A 15892-nucleotide genomic window follows, 5' to 3' on the forward strand; every position below is an offset into this window, starting at 1 on the left:
CCCGCCCGCTCCCACGCAGTTGCGCGATGCCGGCCTGCGCGAATGAGCGCAAGCAAAGACAAGCGCAGCGCCCTCAACGCCCCGCGCGACGCGATGCGACCTGGCCCAGCACGGCGAAATCCTTCTCGCCGTCGCCGTGCGCGACGGCTTCGATCAGACTGTCGCGCACCACGCTCGCAACGGGCAGCGGCGTCGACACCGACTCGGCTGCCGCCAGCGCGAGGCGCACGTCCTTCAGGCCGAGACGCGCCTTGAACAACGCCGGCTCGTAGCGCTGCTCGGCGATCATCTTGCCGTAGCCCTGATACACGGGACCGGGGAACACGCTGTTCGTGATCACGTCGAGAAAGTCCTGCATCGCGACGCCATGACCGCCCAGCAAGGCCGACGCCTCGCCAAGCGACTCCACCGCCGACGCCAGCATGAAGTTCGCCGCCAGCTTCACGACGTTGGCCTGCTGCGGCAGCGAGCCGATCCGCCATGTCTTCTGGCCGATCGAATCGAACACGGGCTGAACACGGTCGATCGCTTCGGCGGGCCCGGCGGCGACGATGGTCAGCTTCGCGGCCGCCGCGACGTCCGGCCGGCCCATCACGGGTGCCGCGACGTAGTTCAGGCCGCGCCCGGCGTGCGCCGTCGCCAGTTCTTCCGCCAGCGCGACGGAAATCGTCGCCATGTTCACGTGAATCAGTCCGCGCGGCGCGTGCTCGAGCAACGGCGCGCTGATGACGTCGCGCAGCGCGGCATCGTCGGCGAGCATCGAGAAGACGGCGTCGCCCGTGAAAGCTTCGGCGGGTGAGCCGACGATCTGCGCGCCCAGTTCGACGAGCGGCTGCGCCTTGTCCGGCGAGCGGTTCCAGACGCGCACACTGTGCCCGGCTTTCAGCATGTTTGCCACCATTGCGGCACCCATTTCGCCGAGACCGATAAAACCGATGTCCATCAATCACTCCTGTTCAAGAACCCGAAGTAGAGCATAGCCGCGCGCGTCGTGCAGGTAATTGCCCATCGGCGCTGCGTGAGGCACGGTGCCATACTGGCGTCATGGTTACGGCCACCTTCCGCTTCTACGAAGAATTGAACGACTTTCTGGCGCGGCCGCTGCGCCGGCAGTCGTTCAGTTGCGAGTGTGCGCGCGCGGCCAGCGCAAAGCACATGATCGAGGCGCTCGGCGTGCCGCATACGGAAGTCGAACTGATCGTCGTGAACGGCGAATCGGTCGGTTTCGATCATCTGTTGCAGGAAGGCGACCGCGTTGCCGTCTACCCGAAATTCGAAGCGCTCGACATTCAGCCGATTCTGCGCGTGCGCGAGCGCCCGCTGCGGGTGGTGCGCTTCGTCGCCGACGCGCATCTCGGCGGACTGGCGCAACTGTTGCGGCTGGCCGGCTTCGACACACTTTACGACAATCACTACGCCGATTCGCATATCGAGTCGATTGCATCCGATGAAGGCCGCATCGTGCTGACGCGCGACCGCGAACTGCTGAAGCGCCGCACGATCACACATGGCTGCTATGTCCGCGCCCTGAAACCCGAGGCGCAACTGCGCGAGATTTTCGACCGGCTCGATCTGGCGCGCAGCGCGCGGCCGTTTCGCCTGTGCCTCACGTGCAACGCGCCGCTGCGGCGCATTGCGAAAGACGAGGCGGTCGGACGCGCGCCCGAAGGCGTGCTCGAACGGCACGCACAGTTCGTGACCTGCGACGTGTGCCAGCGCGTTTTCTGGGAAGGCTCGCACTGGCGGCGCATGCGCGCGCTGATGGACAGCGTGACGAACGCGGAAGCGTCGGCGAAATAGCTGCGGCATTCCCCTTCAGCGAATCGGCATCAGTCGGGCATTCACGCGCCGCGCGATGCGTACAATGGTGGATTGCTTACCTGTTTAGAGGCCTTTCCGCATGGCAATGAAGAAATTCGACCTTGAGAAAAACAAGGCGCTGAAACTCGGCAACGAGATGAAACAGTCGCTCTCCGCCGATCGCTTCGGCAAGGCGTCGTCGCTACAGCCGCAACTTGACCGGCGCGAGCAGCGCAAGCTCGATCAGGCCAAAGGCCTCGTGCCGTTCGCGTGCAAACTGCCGGGTTCGCTGGTCGATCAGTTGAAGGAGCGCGCCGCGAGTCATCCCGAAGGCATGAACGGATTGATCGCCGAGCTGCTGGTCAACGGACTCGCAGCAGGCGTTTGAGCGGCGTTGCGGGTGTCGCGCAGGTCGAGACGCGGGCGCGCGGACCGGATGCGCCACGGGCGTGTCGAAGGCGCGTCAAGAGCGCGCCACAAAAGCAAAAGGCCGAAGCATCGCTTCGGCCTTTCTTTTTGCTGCGCGAACGGGCTGCTTAGTTCTGCGTGCCCTTGTCGTTCGTGCCTGCAGCCGATGCTGCCGACGACACACCTGCGCGCTTGCCGTGGGTCTTCAGTTGCTTGTGCGCATGCTTCGGCTTCGCGGCGCTAGCTGCTGCCGGCGCTGCGTCGGATGCCTGTGCGAAAGCTTGAACGGACACCAGCGCGAGCGAGGCGGTGACGAGCGAGGCGATGATCTTCTTCATGTGTGTTATCCCCAAACCTGACGACTGTAAGTCAAATGTTGAATTGGAACCGCATGATGGCGAAGCCTGCCGGGCCACACAGCGCCCGGCGGCTCCCCGCGGGGAGTATCACGCAGCGTTGGCTGTTTGTCATCCCATAAGCTTCGATATGTATTTTCCGGGAGACAGCTTCCTTACCGATTGCTTTCAATTGCAGAACGCTTCGCCGACGGTCAACAGGTATCATATCGGCTGCCATTTAACGGCCGTCGTTTCGTCTAAACAGAAGGCGCGCAACGTGCCTGCGCGGCCTCGAAAGCCTGCCGCGAAACGCGCCCGGCCCTGTCAGGAATTTCCGCTTGAAAACCGCCACCCGCCAACACCTGCGCGCGAATCTGCTGATGCTCGTCGCCGCGATGATCTGGGGCAGCGCGTTCGTCGCGCAACGCTTGAGTCTCGATTCGATCGGTCCGTTTCTCTTCACGGGGCTGCGCTTCCTGCTGGGCGCGTTCGTTGTCCTGATAGTGTGGTCGATTGCGCGGCGGCGGCGCGGCAAGCACGCGGGCGCGAACGACGTCCCCGCTTCTCCTGCGCCTTCCCGCGCAGCCACGCTATGGCGCGATGGCGCGCTGCTCGGCCTGCTCGTCGCCGTGTCGATCTCGTGCCAGCAGATCGGCCTGCAATACACGAAGGTCGCGAATGCGGGGTTCATCAGTTCGCTCTATGTCGTGATCGTGCCGCTGATCGGCGTATTGCTGCGCCATCAGACGGGCATCGGCGTATGGCTCGGCGCGCTGTTGGCCGCGCTCGGCATGTATTTCCTGAGTGTCGATGAACATTTTTCCATCCTGTATGGCGACTGGCTGCAACTCGCGGGATCGATCGTCATTTCGGCGCAGGTCGTACTCGTGAGCCGCTTTGCGCGCCGTCACGATCCGCTCGCGCTCGCGCTGGTGCAGTTCGTCGTTTGCGGCGTGGTGAGCCTTGCGGTGGGACTTGCCGTGGACCCGTTGCGCATTGCCGACATCGTGCGTGCCGCGCCGACGATTCTTTACGGTGGCGCACTTTCGGTGGGCGTGGCGTACACGATCCAGGTCGTTGCGCAACAAGATGCGGCGCCCGCGCACGCGGCCGTGATTTTCAGCATGGAGGGTGTGTTCGCCGCGCTCGCCGGCTGGCTGGTGCTGGGTGAAACACTGGCGCCGCGCGCGCTGCTCGGTTGCGCGCTGATGCTGGCGGGATTGATCGTCTGTCAGGTGATGCCGATGTGGACGGCGCGGCGCGAAGTCTCGTCAGACTCGGCGGAACCCGCCTGAAACGCGGCTGGCGGGCTGGCGCACATGGGCCAGCCGTTGCGGACGATGCTACGCGGCCGCCTGTGCCGCCACCTGGCGCCAGCTTTCGACGGGGCGACGGCGGTTCGACGTCGGCGGAAACACGCACCAGCATCCGTCGTCGTGACGGAAGAAGAACAACGAACGCAAACCATCGGGCGCGGACGTTTCGACGCGCACGTAGCGCGTGTGGTCCCATTTGGTGCGCCCGAACTGCGTGACGTGCACCGGCGCGGAAACCGGCCCAAGCCATTTCTCGACCAGAAAACGCAGCGATTGCTCGGTGGCGTTTCTCATGACGTTCTCCACGTCGTCTTGTCGCAAGTGCTCTCGCGGGCGGTGTCGGGCTTCTCCTGCTCGTCTTGCGCCTCTTGCGCAGCAAGCTCGATGGCCCGTTGCGTCGCAGCTGCGCGCAGCGCCCTGCAATCTGCCGCATGCCGTATGTCCGATAGCATCCGGACCAGTTGTCGCGCGTTCCTGCGTTTCATAAGCACCCCCGCACCGCACAAAAGACTTGAGAAAGCACTTTAACTCTAGGCGTTGATCTCGCGTCTCTCTAGTCGTTTTGACGAAATAGCAACAGTCAAATTCGAATTCGATGACTGAGTGTTTCATCGGTTTCCATCCTGCTCCCGGCTGTGCGTGCAATCTGTACGCTGGCGACCGCAACGCAGCAACTGTGTGACCCAAATGACACCTGGCATGGCACCGAATATGCGGTCGTACGTTGTGCATTGCTTTCGACCAAACCATCAGTTCACCGAATGGGCGTCCGCAGCAAGCTTGTCTGTAATGCAGCAAGCATCGCGCCAGCGGCAAGCAAGCCTGCCGAATAGATGAGTCCACGTTCCAGTCCGACGCCGTCGGACACCAGGCCGATCACGGTCGGCCCGACGATCTGTCCGAACGCGAACACGATCGTGAATGCGCTGATGCCTCGGCCCCAATGCGCGGCGGGCAGATTGTGGCGCACGAATGCCGTCGTCGACGCGACGGCCGACAGGAATGTCGCGCCGAACAGCACACCCGACGCAAACGCCACGACAGGATGCGCGACGATGGCGGGCATCAGCGTCGCCAGCGCGAGCAAGGCGTTGAGCAACGCGAGCGCCTGGCCGCCACGCATGCGGTCGAGCAGCCCGGACCAGATGCGCGCCGACACGATCGTTGCAACACCGAGCAGCAGATAGAACCCGGTCACGACGCCTTCGCTCATGCCGCCGTTGCGCAGCAGCGCGATGATGAACGTCATGTAGCCGATGTAGCCGACTCCAAACAGCCCGTAGCCGGCGAGCGCGAACGCATAGCGCAGCATCGGCGCGGCGGGCTGCGCAGCCGCCGCGTCATTGGACGTGGCCGCGCTGATCGCGTGCTGCCAGTCGATGCGCCGCGCGGCACGCCCAGCGATCAACGACAACGCGACGCACGCCACAGCAAGCGCGAACCACGCCATCTGCCAGTCGTGCGCGCGATGCACGAGCGCGAAGGAAGCGAGCGAAACGGGAACCAGCAGTGCCGACGCGACGATGCCCCATCCGGTGCCGCCGTAGTATAGGCCGAGCACGAGGCCTGCATCGCGCGGGTGCGAGGTTGCGAGGCGCGCCGCCAGTACGCCGCCGCTCACGAAAATGAATGCGCTCGCGATGCCCGTCGCCACGCGCTGCGCAAGCAGCGCGCCCGTATCGGACGACAGACCCGTGATCGCCATCAGCAAGGCTGTCGCAACGCATCCGCCGACGAACAGCGCGCCCGCCGACCAGCGACGCGACAGACGCGGAAACGCTAGCGCGCCAAGCAGATAGCCGAGCGCATTCGCGGTGTTCATCGCCCCCGCCTGCGCGAAGCTCCAGCCGAGGTCGCTTTTCATCGGCGGCAACAGCAATGCATAGGAAAAGCGCGCGAGCCCCAGCGCGATCGCGCTGCCCATCGACAGACTCACGGCCAGCCAGAGCGTCGGCCCGCGGCCTGGTGAGCGGGTGGCATGGGCGGCATCGGCGGCTTCACCCGTTGGTGGCGCCGCGCGTGATGGCTGTCGCGCGTTGCTTGCCGTAATGCTGCTCAGGACGCAGGTCCAGACCATCACGCGTCGGGCGAAACCAGTCGTCATGTCGTTGTTCGTATCGATCGATTGGGCTATCACTGTACATCGCGAACGTTCGTTCGGCGTGCGCGTCGCATGCGAAGCAAGCGCGACGAGCCAAACGTCATCCTCGGCGTCGCTCGTGACGAGACCGCGCCGTGCTTGCCGCGCGCTCAATCGTCCACCGCTCACGGGAGCCGTCAGACCAGGCACCACGCGTGAGCATGGCGACACGCCGGACCTCGCAGCGATGCACAACGCCCGCACGACCCGCGGAATTGCGGGCAAAACTGCTCACTGTTCACGCGATGGCCGCGCCCTGCGTCCAGGTAGACTTGATTCCGTCTCCACGTTCTCCGTGATTCTTCACGCAGTCGGAATCATTGGAACGCTTCGCGCCACGGCTTCGTCCGTGGCGCTTTTCTTGAGCGACACGGCGGACCTGGGACGCAAGCCGCGCTTCGACGACGCGGCGAGTTCGGAGACCCATCTGCACCGATATGAAATCGATTCAGGATCTGCGTACCGACGACATCGCCTGTGAAGCATTGCTCGGCGCCCTCGACGGCAAAAACAAGCTGGTCGCGATCTACGATACGAGCGACCGGCTCGTGTTCGCGAGCAGCGCATTCAAGCACGCCTTCCGCCTGAACCGCGAGCGCGGCGAAATCACCTTCGCCGATCTCGTGATGCGCGGCATCCTCGGTCAATGCGGCACGCGCATCGAGGGCGACAACGCCGCAGCCGTGATCGGCGACGCGATCGCCTTACGCCGCGAACGCGCCGGGCAACGCAGCTTCGCGACCGAGCTGATCGACGGGCGCTGGTTCTGGATGACGGAAACGCTGCTGGAGAACGACTGGATCGTGCTGATCGGCACGGACATCTCGGCGTTGCGTTCCAGCGAGCAGGCGTGGATCGGCGCGCACGAACGCGCGGTGCAGGAAGCGCGCACCGACGTGCTGACAGGCCTGTCGAACCGGCGTCATTCGATGTCCGCGCTCGAACTCGCGATCACGGCCGCCGTCGGTACGGAAACGCCTCTCACGGTCGCGCTCGTCGACCTCGATCATTTCAAGCAGATCAACGACGCACACGGCCACGCCGCCGGCGACGCCGTGCTGCGCGACTTCGGCGAAGTCTGCCGGCATGCGACGCGTCAGACGGATATCGCGGGGCGCATCGGCGGTGAGGAATTTCTGGTGGTGTTTCCATCGACGCCCGTCGAGCATGGCGTGTCGGCGGTCGAGCGGATGCGCCGCCAGGTGATGACCCGCCGTGTGCAGGTCGCTGGCGACCGCGCGATCCGTTATTCGTTTTCGGCGGGCGTTTGCAAGGTCGAAACGAGCGACGATCTGAACACGACGCTCGCGCGCGCCGACAGCGCGCTTTACTCGGCCAAGCGCGAAGGGCGCAACCGCACTGTAGCGTGGACGGCGCCGCTGCAGTGAAGCACGGCCGCTGAGGACGCGCCGCGAACCGCGCGAGCCCATCGTACGGAGTAGTCTCATCGTCAGTGCGCAGCGTGTGCTCGCGCAGGTGTGCGCGTCCGTTCAGCGCGCGGTCGACGGTCATCATGCAGAGGCCCATCCGCAAAGCGATTTCCTCGAAGACTGGCGACTCGCCATGCAAATCCGCCGCCCCCTCTTGATGTGTTTTTGATGTTTCGTTGATCACTCAGCGCAGGAGATTGCGGATAAGCTGGTTCGCAACATCGGACCACCCGATGGCATCGGAGGAGACGAGATGAACCCACGGCCTCTGCCTTCAGGCGGACACACATGGTTTCGCGAAGCCGACTGTTCCGTCGACGACTTCGCGACGCTGATCGAAGCCTCACGTGAAATGCGTCCACGCCCGCGCCTTGCGGCGGACATCGCGCAAGGCATACCGGTCTACGACGGCGATGCGCTGCGACCCATCGTGGCCGACGCGGCGCGTCGCCCCGAGCTGCTCGCCGAGTGGGCCAGCGTTCTGCTCGACGGAGCGGGCGTGTTCGTGCTGCACCGCGCATACGACGACACGACCGCCATCGACGACGCGACCGCGATCTTCGAATCGATCATTCGCAGCGAGCGCAAGGCGGGCGGCGGCGCCGATCACTTCGCGAAGGCGGGCGCGAACGACCGCATCTGGAACGCGCAGGAAAAGCTGTGTCTCGCCGCACCCGACGTGTTCGTCCGCTATTTCGCGAATCCCGTTCTGGTGGCGGCCGCCGAAGCCTGGCTCGGGCCCGCGTATCAGATGACCTCGCAGGTGAACGTCGTGCGGCCGGGCGGCGAAGCGCAGCAGGCGCACCGCGATTTCCATCTCGGCTTTCTCACCGTCGACGAAGCGCAGCGCTTTCCCGCGCATGTCCACACGATGTCCGCGCTGCTGACGCTGCAAGGCGCCGTCGCACACACCGACATGCCCGTCGAGAGCGGCCCGACCAAGCTGCTGCCGTTCTCGCAGCGTTATCCGCAAGGTTATGTCGCGTGGCGCCGCGAGGACTTCCGCGCGTATTTCGAATCGCACTACGCGCAGTTGCCGCTGCAAAAAGGCGACGCGCTGTTCTTCAGCCCCGCACTCTTTCACGCAGCGGGTTCGAACCTCACGCGCGACGTGCAACGGATGGCGAACCTGTTGCAGGTGTCGTCGGCGTATGGGCGCGCGATGGAATCGCTCGACCGGACTCGCATGTGCAATGCCGTGTTTCCCGTGCTGCGGGCGATGCGTGCGCAACAGCGTCTCGATGCGGCGCAAACGGCGGCCGTTGTCGCGTCGTGCGCGGAAGGCTATGCGTTCCCGACGAATCTCGACCGCAATCCGCCCGTGGGCGGACTCGCGCCCGCAAGTCAGCAGCAGATCCTCATGATCGCGCTCGACGAATGCTGGTCCGACGAGCAATTCGCCGACGAGCTGCGCAACCTCGAATTTCGCAATGCGACGCACTAGCCCCGCACATTCGACAACGACGGAGACGATATGGTGACAAGCACGATTGGCCGGCGCATCCGGCTGGGTCTGATCGGCGGCGGGCCGGGCTCGATCATCGGCGAGACGCATCGCATTGCGGCACGCCTCGACGGTCAGTACGACATCGTCGCAGCCGCGCTGTCGTCGAATCCCGAGCGCGCGCGGCAGGCGGCACGCGACCTCGGCATCGGTGCAGAACGCGCGTATGCATCGTGGCAACAGATGCTCGAAGCGGAAGCGGCGCGCCCCGATCGCATCGACGCCGTCGCGGTGATGACGCCCAACGACTCGCATCACCCCATCTGCATGCTGGCGCTGGAGCGCGGCTTTCACGTGATCTGCGACAAGCCGCTGGCCAGCGATCTCGCGCAGGCGCGTGAGATCGCCGCGCGCGTGAAGACCACGAACGCCGAGTTCTGCGTGACCTATTGCTACACAGGCTTTCCGATGGTGCGCCAGGCGCGCGACATGATTCTCGCGGGCGAGCTTGGCGAGATTCGCCAGGTGCATCTGCAATATGTGCAGAGCTATCTGGCCGGCCACGATCTGCCCGCGGGCTGGCGTACGGACGGGCGCGCGGGCAGTTCGCTCGTGCTGATGGACATCGGCACGCATGCGTTTCATCTGGGCGCGTTCGTGACGGGGCTGGACGTGACGCGCCTGTGCGCGGACGTCGGGTCCGCGATTCCAGGCCGCACCATCGACGATTACGTGTCCGCGTTGTTGCGCTACGAGAACGGCGCGCGCGGCTCGCTATGGGTCACCAATGCCGCGGCGGGCTCGGAGCATGGATTGAGCTTCCGCATTCACGGCGACAAGGGCGGGCTCGAGTGGCATCAGGAGGAGCCGAACCGGCTGATCCATCGGCGGCAGGACGCCTTCGAAGAGATCATCACGCGCCGGCTGGGACCTGCGACGAGCGCAGGCGCACAGCGTTCGACGCGTATCGCGATCGGTCATCCCGAGGGTTATCTGGAAGCGTTCGCGAATCTCTATACGGAGTTCGCACAGCGCGTGGCGACACGCATTGCGGGAGCCCCTGGCGACGACCAGCCGATACTCTTCCCCGGCGTCAGCGATGGCGTGAAGGGACTGGCATTCGTTGCCGCATCGGTGAAGAGCATGACGACGGGCGGCTGGCAGGAGGTCGAGCGTATGTGAGAAACGCTCGCTGCACGAAAAAAAGCCCTGTTCCGCGGGGAACAGGGCTCGGTGGATGAGTCATATCGAACAGGCGCGTGGATGCTTGCCGACTGCTGCTCATCACGAGAAGCTGTTATTAGTAGAACATCTTTTTGCTTCGATTGGCCCCGCGCCTACTCCTTGCTGCTAACCCCAACTGCATTCGATGAACCGGTCTTTCGACGGCCTGTTGTTTGTGTTGCTTATGTTGCTTGTGCTGCGACTGCAACTTCAAACCACCCATTCAAACTGCTGATTCCAGTGCTGCGCGTACTTCGTTTGTTGCATGAACTTCCGTTGCTGCGCGTACGGCCACTTCGTCGACTGCCACTGCCGGTGCTTCCGGTGCTTCTGCTGCTTCTGTTACGACTGCTGGCAACCTGCGGTCTTGCGCAACGCGGAGGGGAACCGCGTCGATGGGCTGTTGAATCGTCGCGCCATGGAAAGAAGTATAGGAGCGAGCACGCGCATTCAATCGGCGGAAGCGAGGGCGAATCGTGGCTCAGTTCGGCCGTTTGTCCGGACGGCCGTCAGCGCGCCAGCAAGGCTCCGTGTCGTGTTCAGCTCGCGTAGCGGATGCTGATCGCGTTCGACCGATAGTAGCTGCCGAACAGCACATCCGGATCGGCGCGTTCTTCGACAGGCGTTTCGCTCAGTTCGCGGAAGGTCGCGACGAGGCTTTGCCACGACGCGGACCAGCGTGTTTCTCTTAGACGACTGCCCGTGCTGTCGGTGATGCGCAGAACGCCGGTGTCGGGGAAAAAGGTCAGCGTGACCGCGATTCCATCGATGACACATGTCGCAGTACACGGTTTTGTTGCCAGCACGATCGCCTCCGGGGGTTTTGGTGAAGTCCGCTTCATTGAGCGGGCGCGCCTTCTAACAGCAATGTGTATGCCCGTTTGCGGCTCGCAGACCTTGCGGCTTGCCACGCATGCTTTGGCGGCGGATGAGACGCGTGTGATTGCGCGCGGCAAACGACTTATGGCGCAGAACTGTCGGCTCGCGGCATACACATGGCCCGCGTGCCGGAGACGAATTCCGACAACGCGTTTTTCCAGACCGATGCTGTTGATCGCGCTGTTGATCGCGCTGTTCATCGCGCAGTTCATCGAACAGGCAGATTCATCGCCCTGCCGTACATGCAGGCGGCACGCGCGGTTTGTTTACCGTCTTTGAAGTTATAGATATGTATACGTAGTAGCAGTTAACAAGGGCATCCACTTCCTGTGGACAAGCGCCAAATCCGCTTTGCGCTCAACGCATTGCGAAACGTATACCCTTGCGTATAAGCGTGGGACCGTTCGCCGCAAGTTTGAATAACTTGTCCCATGTTCGAGCACGCCTCGTGTCTACCCAGAAACCGCCCACAGCAATCGCCTCCGTGATATCCCCATGTTGTCCATAGCATCGTGTGGACATCTCGGTGTGGAGAGAATCGCCGGGTGGTCTGGCGGCGGTTGGTCGTGATTGGTCGTTGACCTCTGACGCGAGGGTCCTATAACGGAAGTGACTTGAAGCACTAAGGGGACGGCCATGAAAGAAGACCAGTTCAGTGCCTTCGAACATCGAGGCTGGGAGCGCGTCGCGCAGCCTTATCACACGTTTTTCGGCAACCTGACCATCCAGTCGCACTGCGCGTTGCTCGATGCGCTCGCCGTGCGCCGTGGCGTGCGTCTGCTCGATGTCGCCTCGGGCCCGGGCTATCTCGCCGCGGCGGCTGCGCAGCGCGGCGCGGATGTCGTCGGCGTGGACTTCGCGGATTCGATGGTCGATCAGGCAAGGCGCATCTATCCCGCGCTGACGTTTCGCATCGGCAGCGCGGAAGACCTGCCGTTTCCCGACGACGATTTCGATGCCGTCGGCATCAGCTTCGGCATGCTGCACTTCTCGCATCCCGAGAAGGCAATCGAGGAAGCGTTCCGCGTGCTTCGGCCGGGTGGCAAGGTGGGCTTCACGGTTTGGGCGTCACCGGACAAGGCGGTCGGCTTCTCGATCGTGCTGAAGGCAATCGAGACGCACGGCCGGACGGACGTCCAGTTGCCGCCCGGGCCGCCGTTCTTCAGATTCAGCGACTGGGCCGAGTGCGAGCGCGTACTGCTGGACGCAGGATTTCGCGAGCCGCGCATCGAGGAAGTCGGGCAGACTTTGCATGCGCGCTCGCCGGATGCGTTGTTCGAGATGCTGTTGCGCGGCGGCGTGCGGGTGTCGGCAATCCTGAACGCGCAGACGCCGGATGCGCTGGCTGCGATCAGCAAGACGGTGCGCGACGGCGCGGCGGCCTATGCCAGCGACGATGAGGTGAGGATACCGATGCCCTGCGTGCTGGCCTGTGCGACGAAGCCTTGAGGGCCGCGCGAGGGAAACATCAGGGGAAGAGAAAGGACATGCGACTGGTTCTGGATACGTCCGCGAGCGCGGCGCCGTATCCAGAACGCGGGTGAGACGGTTACGGCAAAAACAACGACATCAGCACGAAGCCAACCGCCTCACTCCACCGTCACCGATTTCGCGAGATTACGCGGCTTATCCACATCCGTGCCGCGCGAGCAAGCCGTGTGATACGCGAGCATCTGCAGCGGCACCACATGCAGGATTGGCGACAGCAAGCCGTAATGCTCCGGCATGCGGATCACGTGAATACCTTCATCGTTGACGATCTTTGTATCGGCATCCGCGAACACATACAGCTGGCCACCGCGCGCGCGCACTTCCTGAATGTTCGACTTGAGCTTTTCGAGCAGCGCATCGTTCGGCGCGACTGTCACCACCGGCATCGCTTCCGTCACGAGCGCAAGCGGCCCATGCTTCAGTTCGCCCGCCGGATAAGCCTCGGCGTGGATGTAGGAGATTTCCTTTAGCTTGAGCGCGCCTTCCAGCGCGATCGGATAGTGCAGGCCGCGGCCGAGAAACAGCGCGTTTTCCTTGCGCGAGAACTCTTCCGACCACGCGATGATCTGCGGCTCCAGCGCCAGCACGCTATTGAGCGCAGCAGGCAAGTGACGCAGCTGGCGGATGTAGTCCGCTTCCTGCGCAGCGCTGACATGACCGCGCATCTTGCCGAGCGTCGCGGCGAGCACGAACAGCGCGACCAACTGCGTCGTGAAGGCCTTCGTCGAGGCGACGCCGATTTCGCGGCCAGCATGCGTGAGGAACGACAACTCCGTCAGACGCACGATCGCGCTCGTACCGACGTTGCACACCGACAGCGTGTGCTTGTGTCCCAGCGACTGTGCGTGCTTCAACGCTGCGAGCGTGTCGGCCGTTTCGCCCGATTGCGAAATCACGACGACGAGCGCCTTCGGATTCGGCACGGAATCGCGATAACGGTATTCGCTCGCGATCTCAACCTGCGTCGGAATCTTCGCGACGGATTCGAGCCAGTACTTCGCCGTCAGCCCCGAGTAGTAGCTCGTGCCACACGCGAGAATCAGCAGGCTGTCGATCTCCGAAAACGCCTTCGGCGCGTTTTCGCCGAACAGCGCTGCATCGAATGCGTCGGCTTGCGGGATCGTGTCGGTGATCGCGCGCGGCTGCTCGAAGATTTCCTTCTGCATGAAGTGGCGATACGGTCCGAGTTCGACCGCGCCGCCGTAGGCTGCCACCTGGCGCACTTCGCGCCCGGCGGGATTGCCGTCGCGATCGAACACGCGCACCGTTTCCAGCGTCAGTTCGCAGACGTCGCCTTCTTCGAGGAAGATGAAGCGGTCAGTGCTGCCCGCCAGCGCGAGCGCGTCGGATGCGAGGAAGTTCTCGCCCTCGCCCAGGCCGACGACGAGCGGCGAACCTTGACGCGCGCCCACCACCGTATGCGGCTGCCCCTTGTGCAGCACGGCGATGGCGTATGCGCCATGCAGTTGCGCCGTCGCTTCGCGCACGGCCGCGAACAGATCGCCGCGATACAGGCTATGCACCAGATGCGCGATCACTTCCGTATCGGTCTGCGAGACGAACTCGTAACCCTTGCCGCGCAGCATCTCGCGCAACGACTCGTAGTTCTCGATGATGCCGTTGTGCACGAGCGCGAGTTCGTTGCGCGAAAAGATGGGATGCGCGTTGTCCGTGACGGGCGCGCCGTGCGTGGCCCAGCGCGTGTGGGCAATGCCCGTCGCGCCTTCGAGGTGCGTCTCGCGCACCTGTTCGTCGAGATCGGCGACGCGCGCCACGCTGCGAGCCCGCTTCGGCTCGCCGTTCGCCAGCACGGCGACGCCGCACGAGTCATAGCCGCGATATTCGAGGCGACGCAGTCCTTCGATCAGGACGGGAACGATGTTTCGCTGCGCAACAGCGCCGACAATGCCGCACATATTGAATGATCCTTTGCAGAGTTAGGGGTCGAGGCGCGCGCCTCGCGCACGCGGTTCCCTTCAGCTTTTCTTTTTCGTCGGGCGCACGTAGCCCGTCTTGCCTATCTGGGTCTTTTCGTTGAGCACCAGCAGACCTTCTTCGACATCCTTCCAGACCGTCGTGCCCGCCGCGATTGTCGCGCCACGGCCGACGCGCACGGGCGCCACCAGTTGCGTATCCGAGCCGACGAACACATCGTCTTCGATGACCGTGCGGAATTTGTTCGCGCCGTCGTAGTTGCAGGTGATCGTGCCCGCGCCGATGTTCACGCGCGCGCCGACATCCGAATCGCCGATATACGACAGGTGGTTCGCTTTCGATCCGTGGCCGAGCACCGCGTTCTTCACTTCGACGAAGTTGCCGACGTGCGTTTCGTCCGCCAGCGTCGCGCCCGGACGCAGCCGCGCATACGGGCCGAGCACGGCCTGCGCGCCGACCTGTGCGCCTTCGATATGCGTGTACGCGTCGATGCGCGTGCCCGCGCCAACCGACGCATTGCGGATCACGCAATTCGGCCCGATCGACACGTTGTCGGCCAGCGTCACCTTGCCTTCGAACACGCAGTTCACGTCGATCGACACATCGCGGCCGCATTCGAGCGTGCCTCGCACGTCGATGCGCGCCGGATCGGCGATCGTCACGCCCGCGACGAGCAGTTCGTCAGCGACGTTGCGCTGATGGATACGTTCGAGTTCCGCGAGCTGCTGCTTGCTGTTGACGCCCAGCGTTTCCCATTCTTCGTCGGGCTGCGCGGTGACGGCTTCGATGCCCGCTTCGATGGCCAGTTCGACCACGTCGGTCAGATAGAACTCGCCCTGCGCATTGTCGTTCTTCAACGACGACAGCCAGCCTTCGAGACGCTTCGTCGGCATCACGACGATGCCCGTGTTGATCTCGGCGATCTTCTGCTGTTCCGGCGTCGCGTCTTTCTGCTCGACGATGCGCTCCACCTTGCCCTGCGCATCGCGCACGATGCGCCCGTAACCGGTGGGATCGTCGAGCGTGACGGTCAGCACGCCGTAGCCGTCGTGGCCCGCCGCGTCAGTCAGACGCTTGAGCGTGCTGGCCTTCGTGAGCGGCACGTCGCCATACAGCACGAGCGTGGGCGCGGACGGATCGAGCAGCGGCAATGCCTGCTGTACTGCGTGCCCTGTGCCGAGCTGCTGTTCCTGCAAGGCGAACTGCACATCGGGCGCCGCCACGGCTTCGCGCACCTGATCTGCGCCGTGACCGATCACGACGACGAGACGCGTCGGATTCAGTGTGCGGGCGGTGTCGATGACGTGAGCAAGAAGCGGCCGGCCGGCCAGGGGATGAAGCACCTTTGGCAATGCCGAGCGCATGCGCTTGCCGGTGCCTGCCGCCAGAATCACGATGTTCATGACGTGGGCGTATTTGACGAGTTTGGAGTGGGCGATTCTAGCACGCTGAGTGTGACTGCAACCTGGCCCACCAAACCGGAATCA

14 protein-coding genes are annotated in these 15892 nt (G+C 63.9%); 7 read left to right on the forward strand and 7 right to left on the reverse strand.

Annotated elements, in window-relative coordinates; translation table 11 throughout:
• Positions 1-73: 73 nt before the first annotated feature.
• Positions 74-943, reverse strand: coding sequence for an NAD(P)-dependent oxidoreductase (locus C2L66_RS15235; protein ID WP_054929194.1), 870 nt, complete (start codon positions 941-943; stop codon positions 74-76).
• Between the two features lie 101 nt (positions 944-1044).
• On the opposite strand from C2L66_RS15235, the gene C2L66_RS15240 reads away from it, so the two are divergent.
• Both C2L66_RS15240 and C2L66_RS15245 read left to right on the forward strand, forming a co-directional pair.
• Positions 1045-1800: a Mut7-C RNAse domain-containing protein gene (locus tag C2L66_RS15240; RefSeq protein ID WP_054929195.1), complete on the forward strand. Its 756-nt coding sequence runs from the start codon at positions 1045-1047 to the stop codon at positions 1798-1800.
• Positions 1801-1900: 100 nt separating this feature from the next.
• Positions 1901-2188: a hypothetical protein gene (locus tag C2L66_RS15245; RefSeq protein WP_054929196.1), complete on the forward strand. Its 288-nt coding sequence runs from the start codon at positions 1901-1903 to the stop codon at positions 2186-2188.
• Between the two features lie 148 nt (positions 2189-2336).
• Here the strand turns inward: C2L66_RS15245 and C2L66_RS15250 are convergent, their stop codons facing one another.
• Positions 2337-2546, reverse strand: coding sequence for a hypothetical protein (locus tag C2L66_RS15250; RefSeq protein WP_009769951.1), 210 nt, complete (start codon positions 2544-2546; stop codon positions 2337-2339).
• A 338-nt stretch (positions 2547-2884) separates the two neighbouring features.
• Here C2L66_RS15250 and C2L66_RS15255 point away from each other — a divergent pair, with 338 nt between their 5' ends.
• The gene (locus C2L66_RS15255; protein ID WP_060599575.1) at positions 2885-3841 is read left to right on the forward strand and encodes a DMT family transporter; all 957 of its coding nucleotides are present in this window, start codon (positions 2885-2887) and stop codon (positions 3839-3841) included.
• Between the two features lie 48 nt (positions 3842-3889).
• On the opposite strand, the gene C2L66_RS15260 is transcribed toward C2L66_RS15255, so the two are convergent.
• Positions 3890-4156, reverse strand: coding sequence for a hypothetical protein (locus C2L66_RS15260; RefSeq protein ID WP_042314100.1), 267 nt, complete (start codon positions 4154-4156; stop codon positions 3890-3892).
• Positions 4157-4616: 460 nt separating this feature from the next.
• Positions 4617-5966 carry a YbfB/YjiJ family MFS transporter gene (locus tag C2L66_RS15270; RefSeq protein WP_409372570.1) on the reverse strand — a complete coding sequence of 450 codons (1350 nt, stop codon included), beginning with the start codon at positions 5964-5966 and terminating at the stop codon, positions 4617-4619.
• Positions 5967-6439: 473 nt separating this feature from the next.
• On the opposite strand from C2L66_RS15270, the gene C2L66_RS15275 reads away from it, so the two are divergent.
• The 3 genes from C2L66_RS15275 (at position 6440) to C2L66_RS15285 (ending at position 10058) form a co-directional block, all read left to right on the forward strand.
• Positions 6440-7390 (forward strand): GGDEF domain-containing protein, encoded by a 951-nt coding sequence (locus tag C2L66_RS15275; protein WP_060599574.1) that lies wholly within the window; start codon positions 6440-6442, stop codon positions 7388-7390.
• 295 nt (positions 7391-7685) lie between these two features.
• Complete coding sequence (locus C2L66_RS15280) at positions 7686-8876, forward strand: phytanoyl-CoA dioxygenase family protein (RefSeq protein ID WP_060599573.1); 1191 nt, start codon at positions 7686-7688, stop codon at positions 8874-8876.
• 30 nt (positions 8877-8906) lie between these two features.
• Positions 8907-10058 carry a Gfo/Idh/MocA family protein gene (locus tag C2L66_RS15285; RefSeq protein ID WP_060599572.1) on the forward strand — a complete coding sequence of 384 codons (1152 nt, stop codon included), beginning with the start codon at positions 8907-8909 and terminating at the stop codon, positions 10056-10058.
• A gap of 581 nt (positions 10059-10639) precedes the next feature.
• Here the strand turns inward: C2L66_RS15285 and C2L66_RS15290 are convergent.
• Positions 10640-10906, reverse strand: a complete 267-nt coding sequence (locus C2L66_RS15290; RefSeq protein WP_060599571.1) for a hypothetical protein — start codon at positions 10904-10906, stop codon at positions 10640-10642.
• A gap of 709 nt (positions 10907-11615) precedes the next feature.
• Between C2L66_RS15290 and C2L66_RS15295 the strand changes: the two genes are divergently transcribed.
• Positions 11616-12428: a class I SAM-dependent methyltransferase gene (locus tag C2L66_RS15295; RefSeq protein ID WP_054929202.1), complete on the forward strand. Its 813-nt coding sequence runs from the start codon at positions 11616-11618 to the stop codon at positions 12426-12428.
• 140 nt (positions 12429-12568) lie between these two features.
• Here C2L66_RS15295 and glmS read toward each other — a convergent pair whose 3' ends face one another.
• Both glmS and glmU read right to left on the reverse strand, forming a co-directional pair.
• Positions 12569-14386, reverse strand: coding sequence for a glutamine--fructose-6-phosphate transaminase (isomerizing) (glmS, locus tag C2L66_RS15300; protein ID WP_060599570.1), 1818 nt, complete (start codon positions 14384-14386; stop codon positions 12569-12571).
• A gap of 60 nt (positions 14387-14446) precedes the next feature.
• A complete protein-coding gene (gene glmU / locus C2L66_RS15305) occupies positions 14447-15808 on the reverse strand; it encodes a bifunctional UDP-N-acetylglucosamine diphosphorylase/glucosamine-1-phosphate N-acetyltransferase GlmU (RefSeq protein ID WP_060599569.1) in 1362 nt (453 codons plus the stop codon).
• Positions 15809-15892 lie beyond the last annotated feature (84 nt).

The organism is Paraburkholderia caribensis (genome assembly GCF_002902945.1).
GTDB classification, from domain to species: Bacteria; Pseudomonadota; Gammaproteobacteria; order Burkholderiales; family Burkholderiaceae; genus Paraburkholderia; species Paraburkholderia caribensis.

What these genes read in the sequence shown, in the direction of transcription:
- glmU (WP_060599569.1), bottom strand. Translation starts at nt 15,808, where the DNA reads ATGAACATCGTGATTCTGGCGGCAGGCACCGGCAAGCGCATGCGCTCG.
- C2L66_RS15260 (WP_042314100.1), bottom strand. Translation starts at nt 4,156, where the DNA reads ATGAGAAACGCCACCGAGCAATCGCTGCGTTTTCTGGTCGAGAAATGG.
- C2L66_RS15245 (WP_054929196.1), top strand. Translation starts at nt 1,901, where the DNA reads ATGGCAATGAAGAAATTCGACCTTGAGAAAAACAAGGCGCTGAAACTC.
- C2L66_RS15280 (WP_060599573.1), top strand. Translation starts at nt 7,686, where the DNA reads ATGAACCCACGGCCTCTGCCTTCAGGCGGACACACATGGTTTCGCGAA.
- glmS (WP_060599570.1), bottom strand. Translation starts at nt 14,386, where the DNA reads ATGTGCGGCATTGTCGGCGCTGTTGCGCAGCGAAACATCGTTCCCGTC.
- C2L66_RS15275 (WP_060599574.1), top strand. Translation starts at nt 6,440, where the DNA reads ATGAAATCGATTCAGGATCTGCGTACCGACGACATCGCCTGTGAAGCA.
- C2L66_RS15240 (WP_054929195.1), top strand. Translation starts at nt 1,045, where the DNA reads ATGGTTACGGCCACCTTCCGCTTCTACGAAGAATTGAACGACTTTCTG.
- C2L66_RS15250 (WP_009769951.1), bottom strand. Translation starts at nt 2,546, where the DNA reads ATGAAGAAGATCATCGCCTCGCTCGTCACCGCCTCGCTCGCGCTGGTG.
- C2L66_RS15295 (WP_054929202.1), top strand. Translation starts at nt 11,616, where the DNA reads ATGAAAGAAGACCAGTTCAGTGCCTTCGAACATCGAGGCTGGGAGCGC.
- C2L66_RS15285 (WP_060599572.1), top strand. Translation starts at nt 8,907, where the DNA reads ATGGTGACAAGCACGATTGGCCGGCGCATCCGGCTGGGTCTGATCGGC.
- C2L66_RS15270 (WP_409372570.1), bottom strand. Translation starts at nt 5,966, where the DNA reads ATGACGACTGGTTTCGCCCGACGCGTGATGGTCTGGACCTGCGTCCTG.
- C2L66_RS15235 (WP_054929194.1), bottom strand. Translation starts at nt 943, where the DNA reads ATGGACATCGGTTTTATCGGTCTCGGCGAAATGGGTGCCGCAATGGTG.